This window comes from Enterobacter sp. 4974935 (assembly GCF_058661735.1).
Genome location: NZ_JBZWGT010000003.1, coordinates 945,146 through 963,321 on the forward strand (window position 1 = coordinate 945,146; position 18,176 = coordinate 963,321).

General features: G+C 51.9%; 17 protein-coding genes, 1 tRNA gene, 1 rRNA gene, 1 pseudogene and 1 other annotated feature. Of the genes and pseudogenes, 12 read left to right on the top strand and 8 right to left on the bottom strand.

Annotated elements, in window-relative coordinates; all coding sequences use genetic code 11:
• The 3 genes from AC4OVS_RS05770 to yfiR are packed head-to-tail and all read right to left on the bottom strand — an operon-like array spanning position 1 to position 2,245.
• Entirely contained in the window at positions 1-483 is a 483-nt protein-coding gene (locus AC4OVS_RS05770; protein ID WP_045308388.1) for an OmpA family protein, read from the bottom strand.
• Between the two features lie 12 nt (positions 484-495).
• Positions 496-1,716 (bottom strand): diguanylate cyclase DgcN/YfiN, encoded by a 1,221-nt coding sequence (dgcN, locus tag AC4OVS_RS05775; RefSeq protein ID WP_045308387.1) that lies wholly within the window; start codon positions 1,714-1,716, stop codon positions 496-498.
• Entirely contained in the window at positions 1,709-2,245 is a 537-nt protein-coding gene (yfiR, locus tag AC4OVS_RS05780; protein ID WP_058646296.1) for a regulatory sequestration protein YfiR, read from the bottom strand. Before yfiR ends, dgcN begins: the two co-directional genes overlap by 8 nt.
• Before the next feature lie 478 nt (positions 2,246-2,723).
• Here yfiR and aroF point away from each other — a divergent pair, with 478 nt between their 5' ends.
• Complete coding sequence (aroF, locus tag AC4OVS_RS05785) at positions 2,724-3,794, top strand: 3-deoxy-7-phosphoheptulonate synthase AroF (protein WP_491922252.1); 1,071 nt, start codon at positions 2,724-2,726, stop codon at positions 3,792-3,794.
• A 10-nt stretch (positions 3,795-3,804) separates the two neighbouring features.
• Positions 3,805-4,926, top strand: coding sequence for a bifunctional chorismate mutase/prephenate dehydrogenase (gene tyrA, locus AC4OVS_RS05790; protein ID WP_023298402.1), 1,122 nt, complete (start codon positions 3,805-3,807; stop codon positions 4,924-4,926).
• Positions 4,927-5,111: 185 nt separating this feature from the next.
• On the opposite strand, the pseudogene AC4OVS_RS05795 reads toward tyrA, so the two are convergent.
• Positions 5,112-5,714, bottom strand: a pseudogene (locus tag AC4OVS_RS05795) (tyrosine-type recombinase/integrase); the annotation flags it as partial.
• A 124-nt stretch (positions 5,715-5,838) separates the two neighbouring features.
• Here AC4OVS_RS05795 and AC4OVS_RS05800 point away from each other — a divergent pair.
• The 5 genes from AC4OVS_RS05800 to AC4OVS_RS05820 all read left to right on the top strand — a co-directional run bounded on the left by AC4OVS_RS05800 (position 5,839) and on the right by AC4OVS_RS05820 (position 8,619).
• On the top strand, positions 5,839-6,069 hold the full coding sequence (locus AC4OVS_RS05800) for a DUF7415 domain-containing protein (protein WP_479438191.1): 231 nt from the start codon (positions 5,839-5,841) through the stop codon (positions 6,067-6,069).
• A gap of 146 nt (positions 6,070-6,215) precedes the next feature.
• Complete coding sequence (locus AC4OVS_RS05805; RefSeq protein WP_023298400.1) at positions 6,216-6,887, top strand: hypothetical protein; 672 nt, start codon at positions 6,216-6,218, stop codon at positions 6,885-6,887.
• Between the two features lie 10 nt (positions 6,888-6,897).
• Entirely contained in the window at positions 6,898-7,326 is a 429-nt protein-coding gene (locus AC4OVS_RS05810; protein ID WP_023298399.1) for a WapI family immunity protein, read from the top strand.
• A 72-nt stretch (positions 7,327-7,398) separates the two neighbouring features.
• Positions 7,399-7,602, top strand: a complete 204-nt coding sequence (locus AC4OVS_RS05815; RefSeq protein ID WP_071788728.1) for an ogr/Delta-like zinc finger family protein — start codon at positions 7,399-7,401, stop codon at positions 7,600-7,602.
• Between the two features lie 144 nt (positions 7,603-7,746).
• Positions 7,747-8,619 (top strand): SMP-30/gluconolactonase/LRE family protein, encoded by an 873-nt coding sequence (locus tag AC4OVS_RS05820; RefSeq protein WP_491922253.1) that lies wholly within the window; start codon positions 7,747-7,749, stop codon positions 8,617-8,619.
• Here the strand turns inward: AC4OVS_RS05820 and pheA are convergent.
• The 4 genes from pheA to bamD all read right to left on the bottom strand — a co-directional run bounded on the left by pheA (position 8,616) and on the right by bamD (position 11,382).
• On the bottom strand, positions 8,616-9,776 hold the full coding sequence (gene pheA, locus AC4OVS_RS05825) for a bifunctional chorismate mutase/prephenate dehydratase (protein ID WP_023306733.1): 1,161 nt from the start codon (positions 9,774-9,776) through the stop codon (positions 8,616-8,618). The genes AC4OVS_RS05820 and pheA overlap by 4 nt on opposite strands.
• Positions 9,777-9,806: 30 nt before the next feature.
• Positions 9,807-9,932: a sequence feature (Phe leader region), on the bottom strand.
• The gene (gene pheL, locus AC4OVS_RS05830) at positions 9,884-9,931 is read right to left on the bottom strand and encodes a pheA operon leader peptide PheL (RefSeq protein WP_100229775.1); all 48 of its coding nucleotides are present in this window, start codon (positions 9,929-9,931) and stop codon (positions 9,884-9,886) included. (Overlaps the previous feature by 48 nt.)
• Before the next feature lie 103 nt (positions 9,933-10,035).
• Positions 10,036-10,377 (bottom strand): ribosome-associated translation inhibitor RaiA, encoded by a 342-nt coding sequence (gene raiA / locus AC4OVS_RS05835; RefSeq protein ID WP_006811628.1) that lies wholly within the window; start codon positions 10,375-10,377, stop codon positions 10,036-10,038.
• Positions 10,378-10,644: 267 nt separating this feature from the next.
• Positions 10,645-11,382, bottom strand: coding sequence for an outer membrane protein assembly factor BamD (gene bamD / locus AC4OVS_RS05840; protein WP_003863164.1), 738 nt, complete (start codon positions 11,380-11,382; stop codon positions 10,645-10,647).
• Between the two features lie 131 nt (positions 11,383-11,513).
• Between bamD and rluD the strand changes: the two genes are divergently transcribed.
• The 5 genes from rluD (at position 11,514) to AC4OVS_RS05865 (ending at position 18,053) form a co-directional block, all read left to right on the top strand.
• Positions 11,514-12,494, top strand: coding sequence for a 23S rRNA pseudouridine(1911/1915/1917) synthase RluD (rluD, locus tag AC4OVS_RS05845; protein ID WP_022649057.1), 981 nt, complete (start codon positions 11,514-11,516; stop codon positions 12,492-12,494).
• Positions 12,491-13,222: a purine nucleoside phosphorylase YfiH gene (gene yfiH / locus AC4OVS_RS05850; protein WP_171932823.1), complete on the top strand. Its 732-nt coding sequence runs from the start codon at positions 12,491-12,493 to the stop codon at positions 13,220-13,222. Before rluD ends, yfiH begins: the two co-directional genes overlap by 4 nt.
• 129 nt (positions 13,223-13,351) lie before the next feature.
• Complete coding sequence (gene clpB, locus AC4OVS_RS05855) at positions 13,352-15,925, top strand: ATP-dependent chaperone ClpB (RefSeq protein ID WP_045308384.1); 2,574 nt, start codon at positions 13,352-13,354, stop codon at positions 15,923-15,925.
• Between the two features lie 426 nt (positions 15,926-16,351).
• Positions 16,352-17,893 (top strand): 16S ribosomal RNA (locus tag AC4OVS_RS05860).
• 84 nt (positions 17,894-17,977) lie between these two features.
• A tRNA-Glu gene (locus tag AC4OVS_RS05865) sits at positions 17,978-18,053 on the top strand.
• Positions 18,054-18,176: the final 123 nt, after the last annotated feature.

Below are 18,176 nucleotides of genomic sequence, written 5' to 3' on the forward strand. Positions count from 1 at the left end.
TTAAGGCGTGCTGATAACTACCGCAACACGGCGGTTTTCAGCGCGCCCTTGCGCAGTACGGTTGCTGCTGAGAGGGTATTTTTTGCCTAAACCCCGCGTAGTGAGGTTGCTGCGCGGGATGTTCGCGCCCTTCGCCCAGGCATCCGCTACAACATTGGCACGTTTTAACGAAAGCGCTTCGTTGTAGCTCTCTTCGCCATAGTTATCCGTATGGCCGTCCATCCGGGCGTGATTCAGACCGGTTGCCGCCAGACGTGAGGCCATAGTCTGGATCTGCGTTTCACTTTCCGGACGCAGTCTGGCGTCATTTTTATCAAACAGGATCTTATCCGACAGGCCCAGGGACCAGTCGCCATTCAGTTCGTTAAAGCCGTAGGACTTCATGGCCGCGATTTGCTCTGGTGTGAATTTACCCTCCGGCGTCTGGCACCCGGACATAACCAGAGATGCCAGTAACAACGGCGCGATGTATCGCTTCAACATATCGTCTTCCTTTCAGGGTATTGTTTTCGAACGCTGGTTTTTGACCAGGTACATATTGCGATCGGCTTGCTCCAGTAATGCCTCGACGGAGGCATTTTCCCACGCCAGAGCAAAGCCAATGCTGAGTGACATTGATGCTGTGTGTCCGTTATGCAGATCAAACGGACGGATAAATTGCTGCGACAGCGCAGCGCAAATATATTCGACCTCACGCGCGGTGTGGACGCCATAAAGGATCATGGCAAACTCGTCGCCGCCAAGACGGTAAGACTGATGACGTTTTTCGCCAAATTCGACCATCCTTTTTGCGGCTTCGATCAGTACGCAGTCGCCCGCGGCATGGCCCCAGGTGTCGTTAATAAACTTGAAGTTATCACCATCCAGGAAGAGCAGGGCAGAATTGGTCTTTGCCGAAGCGTCATTCATTAAGGCCGCAATGTTGTTGCGAAACGCGGCGCGGTTTGCAAGCCCCGTGAGCGGATCGTGCATGGCGGTACGCAACAGTTGAGCGTTTTTCGCCTGTAGCTTGAGCTGCCACTCTTCCATTTCATCCAGCAGGCTGTTGAAGTCTTCACCAAACTGGTGGAACTCTTCGATGCGGCCTTCCGTTACCCGGCGAGAGAAGTTGCGGTTGGTACGGACGTCATGCACAACGTCAGTGATGTTTTGCATTTCAACAACCATGCCATGATGTAGCGAGCGGGTGATGGTCAATGCGACGGCAGAGGCAAAAAGAATGCAGCCGGTGAGGACCGCAAATGAGAGCCAGATAAAGTGGCTAATCAGGCTGTCTCGTGCGGTCAGACGAATTTCGCCAATCACATTACCGTTATGTATGATGGGCTGTGCGACAGGAACAGGGAACAACCACCGGTTGACCAGCGCGCCCAGCGTGTCGGTATTATCCGCCGGGTTCCACGACCACCAGGCAAACCGTTTATGATGTGCATTAAGCACTTCCGCCACGGCAAATTGCCCCTGCTTGCCGAGGGTCGCCAGCGTTTCATTTGCCGCCACGGCATCGTTGAACACCAGAGAGGCCTCAAGGCTGTGGCTCATGGTGGCGCCGGTGAGTTCGAGGTTTTTTTGCGCGTATTGCTTTAATGTCACCACGGAAGCGAAACACAGCAGCAACCATATAAACGTCATCGTAATAATGACGCTTATCATGCTGATTCGCCGCAACGTTCTTTTAAACGTCGGACGCGGTGTTGGTGTGACTTCCTTATTCATGCTTCTTATTCCGTGCGAGCATTAATACATCCGGATTGACTCTTACGCCACTGCGCGTCAGCGCATCCAGATTTACGGAAAACCTGACCTTGTTGTGCTCTATTATCAGACAAAATGCGCTGCCAATAACGCATTCAGGATTTTGCTCTGACATTAATAGCAACGCCTGGCCCTGATAGTGATTTATTATTTCCTGTTGTTTTGCCGGTGATTCGCTCCCGAAATAGAGGGCATCGCACCTTGCTGTGAGTGCTTCCCGATCGCTATGCACAATGACAGGACTATAGGGCAACGGGTTATTTACATCTTCACTGCTGAGCGCCTGTCTGTAACGGGAAGAGGCATAAATACAGAGCTTAGGCTGGCCGGAAAGTGCTGGCCATCGGGTGTAGCTTACAATACCAGAAACAATCGAACGTACCGATTTATCCGTTTCCGTGAGCGAGCCTGCCCTTACAGGGCTCACCAAAATGAACAGCATTAGCGCCAGGGGGAGGTGAAGCAAAGCGATCAAGAATGTATTTCTCATCAGAATCCGCCAAACCGCCCCGGAAATAGATGCCCTTATGAATTTCCGGCAGAATACCATTCTTTCTCAAAGCCGTCATTATGTCAGAAATATCCCTGTCTTGACCTAAGCTAAATCTTACAGAGCACGATATTCAAAGTAATTTAGGCAGGCTCAATTAAGTCTGCTGGAATTCATACTTTTATTCATTTTTTGTTGCCAGGATTTATGTAGCCACGCAACTTTCCCTCAATTCACCCGAGGATAATTAAGCTAACGGCCAGCGCCGGGATAGCGTGCCTGGTGTGAGCGTAGACTGGCGTTAAAAGCGCATGTGTAATTTTATGTTTACGATTTTAACCTGTGATTTGGCATTTAAATGGCTGATGTAAAATAATCTGTACGTATTTTGGATTGAAATCTTTACTTGATGTGTTATCGTTGTGTCACCTCTTCGAGGAAAACCACTATCGCAAACGAGTTTTACAGGATCGCAATCATGCAAAAAGACGCGCTGAACAACGTACATATCACTGACGAACAGGTGTTAATCACCCCGGAACAACTGAAGGCGGAATTCCCGCTGAGCGTCGCGCAGGAAGCTCAGATTGAGCACTCTCGCCAGACCATTTCTGACATTATCGCAGGCCGCGATCCGCGCCTGCTGGTGGTATGTGGTCCTTGCTCCATTCACGATCCTGAAACCGCCATTGAGTACGCTCGTCGATTTAAAGCATTAGCGGAGGAGGTCAGCGATAGCCTCTATCTGGTGATGCGCGTCTATTTTGAAAAGCCACGTACAACGGTTGGCTGGAAAGGGTTGATTAACGATCCGCACATGGATGGCTCGTTTGATGTGGAAGCGGGCCTGAAGATTGCGCGTCGCCTGCTGGTGGAGCTCGTCAGCATGGGGCTGCCGCTGGCAACCGAAGCGCTGGATCCGAACAGCCCGCAGTACCTCGGCGATCTGTTTAGCTGGTCTGCGATTGGGGCGCGCACCACCGAGTCACAAACCCACCGCGAGATGGCGTCTGGCCTGTCTATGCCGGTTGGTTTTAAAAACGGTACCGACGGCAGCCTGGCCACGGCGATTAACGCCATGCGCGCCGCCGCCATGCCCCATCGTTTTGTCGGGATCAACCAGGCGGGCCAGGTATGCCTGCTGCAAACGCAGGGCAATCCGGACGGGCATGTGATCCTGCGCGGTGGTAAAGCGCCAAACTACAGCCCGGCGGATGTCGCGCAGTGTGAAAAAGAGATGGAACAGGCGGGACTGCGTCCGGCGCTGATGGTAGATTGCAGTCATGGTAATTCGAATAAAGATTACCGTCGCCAGCCTGCGGTTGCAGAATCTGTGATTGCACAGATTAAAGATGGTAACAGTTCAATTATCGGCCTGATGATTGAAAGTAATATTCATGAAGGCAATCAGTCATCGGAACAGCCGCGTAGCGCGATGAAGCCCGGCGTCTCCGTCACGGATGCTTGCATCAGCTGGGAAACCACTGATGCGCTACTGCGTGAGATCCACAAAGATTTGAACGGCCAGCTGGCGACGCGTCTGGCATAAGAGGATAGTTATGGTTGCTGAATTGACCGCATTACGCGATCAAATTGATGAAGTGGATAAGGCGTTGCTGGACCTGCTGGCGCGCCGCATGGCACTGGTTGCTGAGGTCGGCGAAGTTAAAAGCAAATACGGCCTGCCAATTTACGTTCCGGAGCGTGAGGCCTCTATGCTCGCCTCCCGCCGTAAAGAGGCACAGGCGCTGGGCGTTTCACCGGACTTAATTGAAGATGTCCTGCGTCGTGTGATGCGGGAATCCTATTCCAGCGAAAACGACAAGGGCTTCAAAACTCTCTGTCCGTCGCTGCGTCCGGTGGTGATTGTCGGTGGCGGCGGCCAGATGGGGCGTCTGTTTGAAAAAATGCTGACGCTTTCTGGCTATCAGGTGCGCATCCTGGAAAAAGAGGACTGGCCGCATGCGCCGGAGCTCATTAAGGATGCCGGAATGGTTATCGTCAGCGTACCGATTCATGTGACGGAGCAGATTATCGCGAAACTTCCTCCGCTGCCGGAAGATTGCATTCTGGTGGATCTGGCGTCCGTTAAAAATGGCCCTCTACAGGCAATGCTGGCGGCGCACACCGGGCCCGTGCTTGGGTTACACCCGATGTTTGGCCCGGACAGCGGCAGCCTGGCGAAGCAGGTAGTGGTTTACTGCGATGGTCGTCAGCCGGAAGCGTATCAGTGGTTCCTGGAACAGATTCAGGTCTGGGGGGCACGTTTGCACCGTATCAGTGCGGTTGAGCACGATCAGAACATGGCGTTTATTCAGGCGCTGCGCCACTTTGCAACCTTCGCCTATGGTCTGCACCTGGCGGAAGAGAACGTTCAGCTTGAACAATTGCTGGCGCTTTCCTCGCCAATCTATCGTCTGGAGCTGGCGATGGTCGGGCGACTGTTTGCCCAGGATCCACAGCTTTACGCCGACATCATCATGTCGTCTGAAAATAACCTGGCGCTGATCAAGCGCTACTATCAGCGTTTTGGCGAAGCGATCACCTTGCTGGAACACGGCGATAAACAAGCGTTTATCGACAGTTTCCGTAAAGTGGAGCACTGGTTCGGTGATTACGCCACGCGGTTCCAGAGTGAAAGCCGCACGCTGTTGCGCCAGGCAAATGACAGTCGCCAGTAATCTGATGATGTATATACTAAAAGCCAGCAATGCTGGCTTTTTTCATATAATGGGTGGATGTGGTTTATCAACCATTTAAATTATCACTAATAAAAACAGTAATTTAAAAAAGCTGTAACCATCTGGAACCGTTTCTAATACCCCGAAGTGTGGACGCAATGTGGACACTCCGGGGGGAGCAGAACCTACAGCGATATCCCTCCTGAAAGCGGATTCAATGTAACGGCATTTTGCAGGTACTCCGGTGACAAATGCGCATAAGTCATCGTCTGCTGGATGTTTGCATGACCCTGTATTTGCTGTAATGAAATGATGTTACCCCCGTTCACCATGAAATGACTTGCGAAGGTATGACGCAAAATATGCGTTGCCTGATTTGCAGGAATATCAGGTTTAACCATCTTCAGCACTTTGCAAAAACTCACGTAATCGACGTTGAACAGATTCCCGCTGGTATTCTTCTTTATCAGCGATTCAAGCTCAGAAGAAATCGGTACAGTGCGCTTTTTTGCGTTTTTGATTTTCAGGAATGTCACGCGCCCGTTTACTATTTGTGCCAGTTTGAGTGTTGCCAGCTCTGACCACCGCCCGCCGGTACTAATCCCCAGCAGGGCAACCAGCAGATCCTCACCTGTAAATGACTTAAGCAGCAGCGCACTTTCTGCTTTGTTAAGGAAAGCCATTTCAGGGTTAGCCTCTGCCAATGGTGGCAAACCATGAACGGGGTGCACCCCAGCAAACTCTTAAAGTTGAATCAGCTTCGTGAACATGCCTGATACAAGAAAGAGGGTATACCGAAAACGCGTGTCAGTGAGGGTAACGAATGTTATCGATTTAACTGAGTGGGTGGCAAATTATGTAATGTTGAGTTTCCAGTTGATGCTGGATGACGCCGACTGCGGTATGACAATCATGAACTGGAAAGAACTAAGCGAGAAGGGGCTGGTTTTCATAATTAATCACGAAATTTTACACCCGCCAGGGCTGGCTGTTGGATATGAAATGACTAACGGTATTTCGGCTGGGGCTTCGTGGCTGATAACGGAGCCTGGCAATATTCAGACGAGCTTGTTGATGATGCTAAAAAAATGGGTGGTTAAAATGAGCCATACGCGAATAATGCCAGCACCGCCGGTGCTGTAATTTGCTTTTAGTGCCGGTGGTGTTGAACAACGAGCGCGGCGAGGCGTTAGCCTCTAAGTCGATAAAATCAGAGTCAGGAAAGTAGATTGAAGTAAAAACGTCCATTATGATGACCCCAAAGGTTAGCCCAAAAGGAAATTAGGACAATGAGCGTTGGATTAATTACGGACGAGCCAGGACGTTTCTACACCTTCCAGTCAACATTACCAGCCGGTGAATACTTCGAATTTCGCCCCCGCAATCCTCCACTGAATTCAAAACCCATTGTTGATGACGAAACCGGGATGTGTATTGGCTATTCAGTCTCTCAGGCTCCCGGTTTATGGCAGATTTATGATACCGACGGCATGTTTGTCAGGCTGGAAGAAGCGCCACTAGAAGCCCCCCTGATTGACCCAACAGACATCGTATTAATTGCCTTGGGTGCATTTCGTCTTTTTCGGGCTGGTAAAGCGTTACTGGAGAGTGGAGTTAAAACCGCTGTAACTGTGAGGCTCAGTGAGGCTACTATCAGTCTCTTACGTGGTCGGCTGAAAATGGGGTTATCTGCACGAACCCTTAAAATGACCGCAACTCCTGCTAAACATATGCTTAATCCCGCGCGATATGTGCCCTTGCAACTTCAGGAAAAAGTTATTCGCTACGGCAAAAGAACGCCTGATCCTCAAAAGGCTCAAGGTCTTTTTCGTTACGAATCTGAGATATATAAACTTGTTGAGAATCGGGCGAAAAAAGGAACCTATTATTATAAAAAATATATGATAGAAGTATTGGTGCGTGAGAAAGACTGGACAATAACTCATTTTTTATACAAGTGATGGGGGGAATATGATTGAGATAATTAGCGACAGGAAAATTTTACGGATTTCTCCCTTTGGGCGTGATAATACCCCTGACATACCAGAGTATGACTGGATACATACCTATGTGGAGTACGAACTACCCGAGCTTAAAACACAATATCAGGCATCCTTTAATGTCGGAGAGCTTAATGCTCTTAAAGCTAAACTCAGGGAGTTACATAGAAGTTTAGTTGATGGCACGAAGGCTCGTGAGGTGATTTTTGATAGCACAGAAAATCAGTTAAATCTTGTGTTTTCACCATCATCAACAGGGCGTGGGGTGCTTTTAACATTAACGCTAAGGCCGGAAAATCCTGCTGAAAGCGTCGTAGTCAGTGATAGTCTTGGAATGGATGAAAGTTATTTTCCTGCAATACTTTCCGGGCTGGACGAAATCATTAATTGGACGAGTTGATTCACAATTTTAGATGTGCATGCATCAGTGGATGAGTTTGCATTCATTTTTTATTCCAGTTTTTGCCAGCCAGTGACAGCGCTGGTGCGGCTCAAAGGCGCAGGCCATGCGCGCCGCACAGGCAAGGAGCTGTATCATCAGTGCACAAACATCATTTGCAGTTGCACGTTCATCACCACTGAGACGGTCGAGAGCTTTATCGTTTCGCCGGGTGAAGTAGTACCAGCGCCGCCGCACCCGACGCAATCAGGCCAGCAACAAATCCACTGGATGTGACCAAAAGAAAGCCCTGCACATGGCAGGGCTTTTTCGATGCGTGGACGACGTGTGGACATCGTCAGAAACAAATCCTTTTGTTTCAGCCTATTGCGTCTAAAATTAAAACAGCAATGCTGGCTTTTTTCATTTTGGGGAACTGTCATGGCTGAACCGCAGCTGCTGTTGAACTATACCGGGCATCTGCCCGAATGCCCGACGTGGAGTGCTGAAGAAAAGGCGCTCTACTGGGCGGATATTCTGGAAGGGGAGATTCATCGGTACCATCTGCCCACCGCGGAACACTCGGTGCTCTCATTCCATGAAGAAGTTGGGTGTTTTGCCCTGCGTGAACGCGGCGGATTTATCGTCGCGATGCGAAACGCCATCTGGCTGACCGATAAACATGGCCTGCTCCAGCGTAAGGTTTGCGATAACCCGTCCAACCCGCAGCTTGCACGCTTTAACGATGGAGGCACCGACCATCTGGGACGGTTTTATGCGGGCACGTTCTGGGGGCCGGGAGATTATAACGGCGCCATGTTGATGCGTATCGACAACGACCTGACACCGAAAGTGATCCAGTGCGATATTCAGGGGCATAACGGTTTAGCGTTTAGTCCTGACAAACGGTGGATGTTTACTTCTGATACGCCGAACGGTGTGATTTACCGTACGCCGCTTGATGAGCAGGGGGAACCCGGTAAGCGCGCAGAGTTTCGCCGTTTTAGCGAGGGAGACGGTATACCCGACGGAGCGGCAATGGATGAGGAAGGCTGCTACTGGAGCGCACTGTTTGACGGCTGGCGTATCGCACGGTTTTCACCGCAAGGCGTACAGCTGGAAGAATACCGGCTGCCGGTACGCTGCCCGACAATGGTCTGCTTTGGCGGCGACGATATGAAAACGCTGTTTATCACCACCACGCGGGAAAATATGGAGGCGGAGGAGCTGGCGAAATACCCGCTTTCCGGTGCCATCTTCACCCTGCCTGTAAATGTGGCAGGGATGAAGAAAAGCCGCTTTATCGAACATTAAGCCGGATCGACCGGGACCACGTTTTCGCTCGGATAGCAGCCCAGTACTTTCATGGAGCGTGTGATCTCGCCCAGTTCGCGCAGGGCTTTCTGCATGGATGCAGACTCCAGGTTGGCCTGAACGTCGAGATAGAACATCTCTTCCCACGGGTTGCCATGTATTGGGCGGGATTCCAGCTTCGTCATGATCAGGTTGTGATTACGCAGCACCAGCAGCGCTTCAACCAGCGCACCCGCCTGCTGGCCGGTCGCCATCAGCAGGGTGGTTTTCGCCGGGACCTGGTCCGACACGTTGATGGCCTTGCGGGCAAGAACCACGAAACGGGTGATATTTTGCGTCTGGTTGGCCAGATTGCGTTCCAGCACCTGTAAGCCATACAGCGCGCCGCCCGCTTCGCTACCGAGTGCCGCGACGGCAGGAGAGTTTGCCTGCGCCACTTTTTCCATCGCCGCCGAGGTGCTTTCGGTGTACTCAATTTTCCAGTGCGGATAACGGTTCAGGAACTGGCTGCACTGCTGGAACGGCTGCGGGTGGCTGTACACCGTTTCGATCTGACTCAGATCGGTTGAGCCAGAGACCAGCACGCAGTGATCGATAGGAATAGTCAGCTCACCGACCAGCGACAGGCTGGTGTGCTGGAGCAGATCGTAAACATCGTTGATGGCGCCGGAACTGGTGTTCTCAATAGGCACCACGGCGTAATCTGCCTGGCCGGTTTCGACCTGGTTGAAGATGTCTGCAAATTTTGCACAACCGCTCTCAATGAACTCTTCGAAATGACGGGCTGCGTACTGGCGAGCCGCCAGGTGAGAATAAGAACCTTTCGGGCCGAGGAAAGCGATCCGAGCAGAGTGCGGGTTGGTTTTGTTCAGATGCTGCTGGAGCAGGGCCTGTTGCGTCAGAACGGAATCTTCAATGATGAGCTGGAACAGGCGGGTGATGTAGTGGGCATCAAGATGATGCGCTTTGCCGAGCTGTATCAACCGTTCCAGTAAATCACGCTCGCGATCTATATCGCGCACCGGCCGATGAGAATCCAGCTTGGCTTTGCCCACTTCAATGGCGAGCGCGCGGCGTTCTGCCAGCAGGGCCAGTAACTTTTCGTCGAGTGCACTGATTTTTACGCGTAAATCCAGGAGCGGGTTTTCCGGTGTCATAGTGTTGTCTGTCTCATTTTATCGTTATCAATAAAAAAGGCCTCCCGGTGTGGGAGGCCTTGTTGTTCGTCTTCGCATTCTTTATCACACGACGAAACGCCTCCCGGTCAGGGGAAGGTAAAAAAGAATGCGAAGAAAAACGGCGTCTGTTTCATTAGGTCATCCTGAAATTGATAGGGTTAAAGTACCTGTACTGTTTTGATCCTGTCAATAAAAAACGCGCCCGAAGGCGCGTTGTCGGTACACTCAATTTAAAGGATTACTCTTCTTCAACTTCTTCCGCGAAGCTGGCGTCTTTCACCGATGTTGTGGCGCGACGGGCTTCACCTTTGTGTTGCACTTTATTGAGCTGCCGTTCCAGCTTGTTGATCAAATCGTTAATTGCGGTGTACATATCCTCGTGTTTAGCGCTGGCGACCAGATGGCCGTTTGGAGTATTGATAGTTGCATCAGCGACGAAACCCTGCGGCTCCTTGGACAGGATGATATGTGGATTAATCAAATGTGTTTGCCATTTATCCAGTTTGGCGAGACGGTCTGCGACGTGCTGGCGGATTGCCGGAGTAATTTCCATTTGTTTACTGGTAATGTTCATTGTCATAAATTTTACCTCTTGTCTTTCCGTCTTGGTGATTCCAGCATACCCGACCTAATGTCAAAATGTGTGATTTAGATCACGTTATTTTGTCGGTTTTTGTCAGGGAATCTTTTTTGTGAGGCAGGGCAGGAAGAGGTGAGATTTACCTTGTCGAAGCCAGCAATTGCGGTCATAGTTGACTGGATGTGTTGAAGCTAAACCGCTTCAGCGTAAGTCTGAAAGAATAAAAAAACGGCAGCCTGCGGGCTGCCGTTATGCGTTGTAGCGGTATCAGGTGTTGCTGCTGTTCGCGGCGATGATTTTCGCCACTTTGTCAGCCTGAGCCGTCATCTGCATCTGGCGATACGCATTCTCCATCAGCTTCAGGCCATCACGCGTGGCCTGGGTATCTGGATAATCACGCAGCATGCCTTCTACACGGTTAACCACGGCAACCCATGCGCCACGGCGAGTGTAGTATTCCGCGACGGAGTACTCGTATTTCGCCAGACGATCTTTCAGGAACACCAGACGCTTAGTGGCATCGGTAATGTACTGGCTGTTCGGGTAGCTACGCACCAGTTTGGAGAAGTCATTGAAAGCATCACGCGCATGTTGCGGGTCACGGTCAGAACGATCCACCCCGAAGAAGCCCTGCAATGCACTGTCATCCAGCGCCATGTTAGTCAGGCCGCGCATGTACATCACGTAATCGATGTTAGGATGGGTAGGGTTCAGACGCATGAAACGATCGATCGTTGCCTGAGCCAGCGGCAGATCGGCATTTTTATAGTAGGCGTAGATAAGATCTAACTGTACCTGCTGTGAATACGGACCAAACGGATAGCGATTATCCAACGCTTCCAGTTGCGTTATCGCCTGTTTCCAGTTACCGTCCTGCAACTTTTGTTGTGCAGTCGCATAGATTTCATTCGGCGGATTGTCAGGGACCTGTTCATTCGAACCGGAGCAGCCCACCAAAGCCAGGCTCAACGTGGCCGCTGCCACCAGATATTTCATGCGCGTCATGACGTTTTGACTTTCCTCAAATGTTTGTCCGGGAGAAACTCAGTTCCTGCTCCCGATTAAGACCAGCTACAATAGCACACTATATTAAACGGCAAAGCCGTAAAACCCAACGTTAAACGAAGAAGCAGTTTATGGCACAACGAGTAGAACTCACCGCAACAGTCTCCGAAAATCAGCTCGGTCAACGCTTAGATCAGGCTTTGGCCGAATTGTTCCCTGATTATTCGCGTTCACGTATAAAAGAATGGATCCTTGACCAGCGCGTGCTGGTAAACGGCAAGATCTGGGACAAACCAAAAGAGAAAGTGTTTGGTGGGGAAGCTGTCGCCATCAATGCTGAAATCGAAGAGGAAGTCCGCTTCGAGCCGCAGGATATCCCGCTGGATATCGTCTACGAAGATGACGATATTCTGGTCATCAACAAACCGCGTGACTTTGTCGTCCATCCGGGCGCGGGTAATCCTGACGGTACGGTACTTAACGCACTCCTTCATTATTACCCGCCGATAGCTGACGTACCGCGTGCCGGTATCGTTCACCGTCTGGATAAAGACACCACGGGTCTGATGGTGGTGGCGAAGACGATCCCCGCCCAGACTCGACTGGTGGAATCTTTGCAGCTGCGCGAAATCACCCGTGAGTATGAAGCGGTGGCGATTGGTCATATGACCTCTGGCGGCACGGTGGAAGAGCCGATTAGTCGTCATCCAACCAAGCGTACGCATATGTCCGTGCACCCGATGGGTAAACCGGCGGTAACCCATTACCGCATCATGGAACATTTCCGTATTCATACGCGCCTGCGTCTGCGTCTGGAAACCGGGCGTACTCACCAGATCCGCGTGCACATGGCGCATATTACCCATCCGCTGGTGGGTGACCCTGTTTACGGCGGTCGTCCGCGTCCACCAAAGGGCGCATCGGATGAATTCATCTCCGTGCTGCGTAAATTCGATCGCCAGGCGCTGCATGCGACGATGCTACGTCTTTACCACCCAATCACCGGAATTCAGATGGAATGGCATGCGCCTATCCCACAGGATATGGTGGAACTTATCGACGCGATGCGCGCAGATTTCGAAGAACATAAGGATCACGTGGACTGGTTATGACCAAACTGATTGTCCCGGCGTGGCCACTGCCTGAAGGCGTGGCCGCCTGTAGTTCAACCCGTATCGGTGGCGTGAGCCAGGGCGCGTGGGAGTCTCTGAACCTCGGTGCGCACTGTGGCGATAACCTGGAGCACGTTGAAGAGAACCGTAAACGCCTCTTTGCTGCGGGAAACCTTCCTTCAAAACCGGTCTGGCTTGAGCAGGTGCACGGTAAAGCGGTGCTGAAGCTGACGGGGGAGCCCTATGCGTCTAAACGCGCCGATGCTTCGTACAGCAATACGCCGGGAACGGTTTGCGCGGTGATGACTGCTGATTGCCTGCCGGTGTTGTTCTGCAATAAGGCAGGAACTGAAGTGGCTGCTGCCCACGCCGGATGGCGAGGCCTGTGCGAAGGCGTGCTGGAAGAGACCGTTGCCTGCTTCCATGACGATTCTGCAAATCTCATCGCCTGGCTTGGCCCGGCGATTGGCCCGCAGGCATTTGAAGTGGGGCCTGAGGTTCGGCAAGCTTTTATGGAAAAAGATCCTCAGGCGGTTAATGCGTTTGTGGCATCCGGCGATAAATATCTGGCCGATATTTATCAGCTTGCCCGCCAGCGCCTTAATAATGTCGGCGTGACCCAGATCTTCGGCGGCGATCGCTGTACATTCACCGAAAAGGGTGATTTTTTCTCCTGGCGCCGTGACAAGACGACAGGCCGTATGGCAAGTTTCATTTGGCTGATATAACCTAAAGAATCAAGACGATCCGGTACGCGCCGTTTTCTTTTCACATAATTCAGGTTATTAACCTTGAATAATTGAGGGATGACCTCATTTAATCTCCAGTAGCAAATTTGACCTGTTATGGGAGGAGTTATGCGTCTGGATCGTCTTACTAATAAATTCCAGCTTGCTCTCGCCGATGCCCAGTCCCTCGCACTGGGGCACGACAACCAATTTATCGAACCTCTTCATTTAATGAGCGCCTTGCTGAATCAGGAAGGGGGATCGGTACGTCCTTTGTTAACGTCCGCTGGCATTAATGCCGGCCAGTTACGCACCGCCATCGATCAGGCGCTGAGTCGTTTACCGCAGGTAGAAGGTACCGGTGGCGACGTACAGCCGTCACAGGATCTGGTGCGTGTACTGAACCTTTGCGACAAGCTGGCGCAAAAACGTGGGGACAACTTTATTTCGTCAGAGCTGTTTGTTCTGGCGGCGCTTGAATCACGCGGTACCTTAACCGACCTGCTGAAATCCGCCGGTGCAACCACCGCTAATGTGACCCAGGCGATTGAGAAAATGCGCGGAGGTGAAAGCGTGAACGACCAGGGAGCCGAAGACCAACGTCAGGCTTTGAAAAAATTTACGGTCGATCTGACCGAACGTGCCGAGCAGGGCAAACTTGACCCGGTAATCGGTCGCGACGAAGAAATTCGCCGGACTATTCAGGTACTGCAACGCCGTACCAAAAACAACCCGGTGCTGATTGGTGAGCCTGGCGTCGGTAAAACCGCCATCGTTGAAGGGCTGGCGCAGCGTATCGTTAATGGCGAAGTGCCCGAAGGGCTGAAAGGCCGTCGCGTACTGGCGCTGGATATGGGCGCGCTGGTGGCCGGGGCGAAATACCGCGGTGAATTTGAAGAGCGTCTGAAAGGCGTGCTGAACGATCTGGCGAAACAGGAAGGCAACGTCATCCTGTTTATTGACGAACTGCACACTATGGTGGGGGCAGGTAAAGCTGACGGCGCAATGGATGCAGGGAACATGCTGAAACCTGCGCTGGCACGTGGTGAACTTCACTGCGTCGGTGCCACTACGCTGGACGAGTATCGTCAGTACATTGAAAAAGATGCCGCGCTGGAGCGACGCTTCCAGAAGGTGTTTGTCGCAGAACCAAGCGTTGAAGATACCATCGCCATTTTGCGTGGTCTGAAAGAGCGTTATGAGCTGCACCATCACGTGCAGATCACTGACCCGGCCATCGTTGCGGCGGCGACGCTTTCGCATCGTTACATTGCCGACCGTCAGTTGCCGGATAAAGCCATCGACCTTATCGATGAAGCGGCGTCCAGCATCCGTATGCAGATTGACTCGAAACCGGAAGAGCTGGACCGACTCGATCGCCGCATTATCCAGCTCAAGCTGGAACAGCAGGCGCTGAACAAAGAGTCTGACGAAGCGAGTAAGAAACGCCTCGATATGCTTAACGAAGAACTGGACGAGAAAGAGCGTCAGTATTCTGAGCTGGAAGAAGAGTGGAAAGCTGAGAAAGCCTCCCTCTCTGGCACCCAGACAATCAAGGCGGAGCTGGAGCAGGCGAAAATTGCCATTGAGCAGGCCCGTCGCGTAGGAGATCTGGCGCGGATGTCCGAGCTACAGTACGGCAAGATCCCTGAGCTGGAAAAACAGCTTGAGATCGCCACGCAGTCGGAAGGCAAAACCATGCGTCTGTTGCGTAATAAAGTGACGGATGCCGAGATTGCCGAAGTGCTGGCGCGCTGGACGGGTATTCCTGTGGCTCGCATGATGGAAAGCGAACGTGAGAAACTGCTGCGTATGGAGCAGGATCTGCATCAGCGCGTCATTGGACAGAACGAAGCGGTCGAAGCGGTATCTAACGCCATTCGTCGTAGCCGTGCGGGGCTGTCCGATCCGAATCGTCCAATCGGCTCGTTCCTTTTCCTGGGGCCAACCGGTGTCGGTAAAACCGAGCTGTGTAAAGCGCTGGCTAACTTTATGTTCGACAGCGATGACGCGATGGTGCGTATCGATATGTCCGAGTTTATGGAGAAACACTCCGTCTCGCGTCTGGTCGGTGCGCCTCCGGGATATGTCGGTTATGAAGAGGGCGGTTACCTGACGGAAGCGGTTCGTCGTCGTCCTTATTCCGTCATCCTGCTGGATGAAGTGGAAAAGGCTCATCCTGACGTGTTTAACATTCTGTTGCAGGTGCTGGATGATGGGCGTCTGACGGACGGGCAGGGAAGAACGGTCGACTTCCGTAACACGGTGGTGATCATGACCTCGAACCTGGGTTCCGATTTGATTCAGGAACGCTTCGGTGAGCTGGATTACAGCCATATGAAAGATCTGGTGCTGGGTGTGGTCAGCCAAAACTTCCGTCCGGAGTTCATCAACCGTATTGATGAAGTAGTCGTGTTCCATCCGCTGGGTGAGAAACACATTGCGTCGATTGCGCAGATCCAGTTGCAGCGTCTGTACAAGCGTCTGGAAGAGCGTGGGTATGAAATCCACATCTCGGATGATGCGCTGAAACTGCTGAGCGAGAATGGTTACGATCCTGTTTATGGCGCGCGTCCGTTAAAACGTGCAATCCAGCAGCAGATCGAAAACCCGCTGGCGCAGCAAATCCTTTCCGGGGAGCTGGTTCCGGGCAAAGTTATCCGTCTGGAAGCCAACGAAGACCGAATTGTGGCAGTGCAGTAAGTCACAAAACGCAAAAACGGGCCGCTTGCGGCTCGTTTTTGTTTAAAAACCAGGCAAGAATTAAGGTCTGAGATGTGTTTTGCCTGGAAAGTGAGCAGTCAGTAAATAATTTTCACTTTGCACTTGCAGCCTCAGAATAACTCCCTATAATGCGCCTCCACTGACACGGAACAACGGCACGCAAGCCGCCGGGTCAGCAGAGAAAAGCAAAATAAACGCTTGACTCTGTAGCGGGAAAGCGTAATATGCACACCCCGCGCCGCAGCGAAAACGTAGCGGCACTGCTCTTTAACAATTTATCAGACAATCTGTGTGGGCACTCAAAGTGACATGGATTCTTAACGTCCTCGGACGAAAAATGAATACCAAGTCTCTGAGTGAACATACGTAATTCATTACGAAGTTTAATTCACGAGCATCAAACTTAAATTGAAGAGTTTGATCATGGCTCAGATTGAACGCTGGCGGCAGGCCTAACACATGCAAGTCGAACGGTAACAGGAAGCAGCTTGCTGCTTCGCTGACGAGTGGCGGACGGGTGAGTAATGTCTGGGAAACTGCCTGATGGAGGGGGATAACTACTGGAAACGGTAGCTAATACCGCATAACGTCGCAAGACCAAAGAGGGGGACCTTCGGGCCTCTTGCCATCGGATGTGCCCAGATGGGATTAGCTAGTAGGTGGGGTAACGGCTCACCTAGGCGACGATCCCTAGCTGGTCTGAGAGGATGACCAGCCACACTGGAACTGAGACACGGTCCAGACTCCTACGGGAGGCAGCAGTGGGGAATATTGCACAATGGGCGCAAGCCTGATGCAGCCATGCCGCGTGTATGAAGAAGGCCTTCGGGTTGTAAAGTACTTTCAGCGGGGAGGAAGGCGACAGGGTTAATAACCCTGTCGATTGACGTTACCCGCAGAAGAAGCACCGGCTAACTCCGTGCCAGCAGCCGCGGTAATACGGAGGGTGCAAGCGTTAATCGGAATTACTGGGCGTAAAGCGCACGCAGGCGGTCTGTCAAGTCGGATGTGAAATCCCCGGGCTCAACCTGGGAACTGCATTCGAAACTGGCAGGCTAGAGTCTTGTAGAGGGGGGTAGAATTCCAGGTGTAGCGGTGAAATGCGTAGAGATCTGGAGGAATACCGGTGGCGAAGGCGGCCCCCTGGACAAAGACTGACGCTCAGGTGCGAAAGCGTGGGGAGCAAACAGGATTAGATACCCTGGTAGTCCACGCCGTAAACGATGTCGACTTGGAGGTTGTGCCCTTGAGGCGTGGCTTCCGGAGCTAACGCGTTAAGTCGACCGCCTGGGGAGTACGGCCGCAAGGTTAAAACTCAAATGAATTGACGGGGGCCCGCACAAGCGGTGGAGCATGTGGTTTAATTCGATGCAACGCGAAGAACCTTACCTACTCTTGACATCCAGAGAACTTAGCAGAGATGCTTTGGTGCCTTCGGGAACTCTGAGACAGGTGCTGCATGGCTGTCGTCAGCTCGTGTTGTGAAATGTTGGGTTAAGTCCCGCAACGAGCGCAACCCTTATCCTTTGTTGCCAGCGGTTAGGCCGGGAACTCAAAGGAGACTGCCAGTGATAAACTGGAGGAAGGTGGGGATGACGTCAAGTCATCATGGCCCTTACGAGTAGGGCTACACACGTGCTACAATGGCGCATACAAAGAGAAGCGACCTCGCGAGAGCAAGCGGACCTCATAAAGTGCGTCGTAGTCCGGATTGGAGTCTGCAACTCGACTCCATGAAGTCGGAATCGCTAGTAATCGTGGATCAGAATGCCACGGTGAATACGTTCCCGGGCCTTGTACACACCGCCCGTCACACCATGGGAGTGGGTTGCAAAAGAAGTAGGTAGCTTAACCTTCGGGAGGGCGCTTACCACTTTGTGATTCATGACTGGGGTGAAGTCGTAACAAGGTAACCGTAGGGGAACCTGCGGTTGGATCACCTCCTTACCTTAAAGAACCTGCCTTTGCAGTGCTCACACAGATTGTCTGATGAAAAGTAAATAGCAAGGCGTCTTGCGATTGAGACTGTACGTCCCCTTCGTCTAGAGGCCCAGGACACCGCCCTTTCACGGCGGTAACAGGGGTTCGAATCCCCTAGGGGACGCCACTTGCTGGTTCGTGAGTGAAAGTCACCTGCCGTCATATCTCAAAACTGACTTGCGAGTCATGTTTGAGATATTTGCTCTTTAAAAATCTGGATCAAGCTGAAAATTGAAACGACACACAGCTC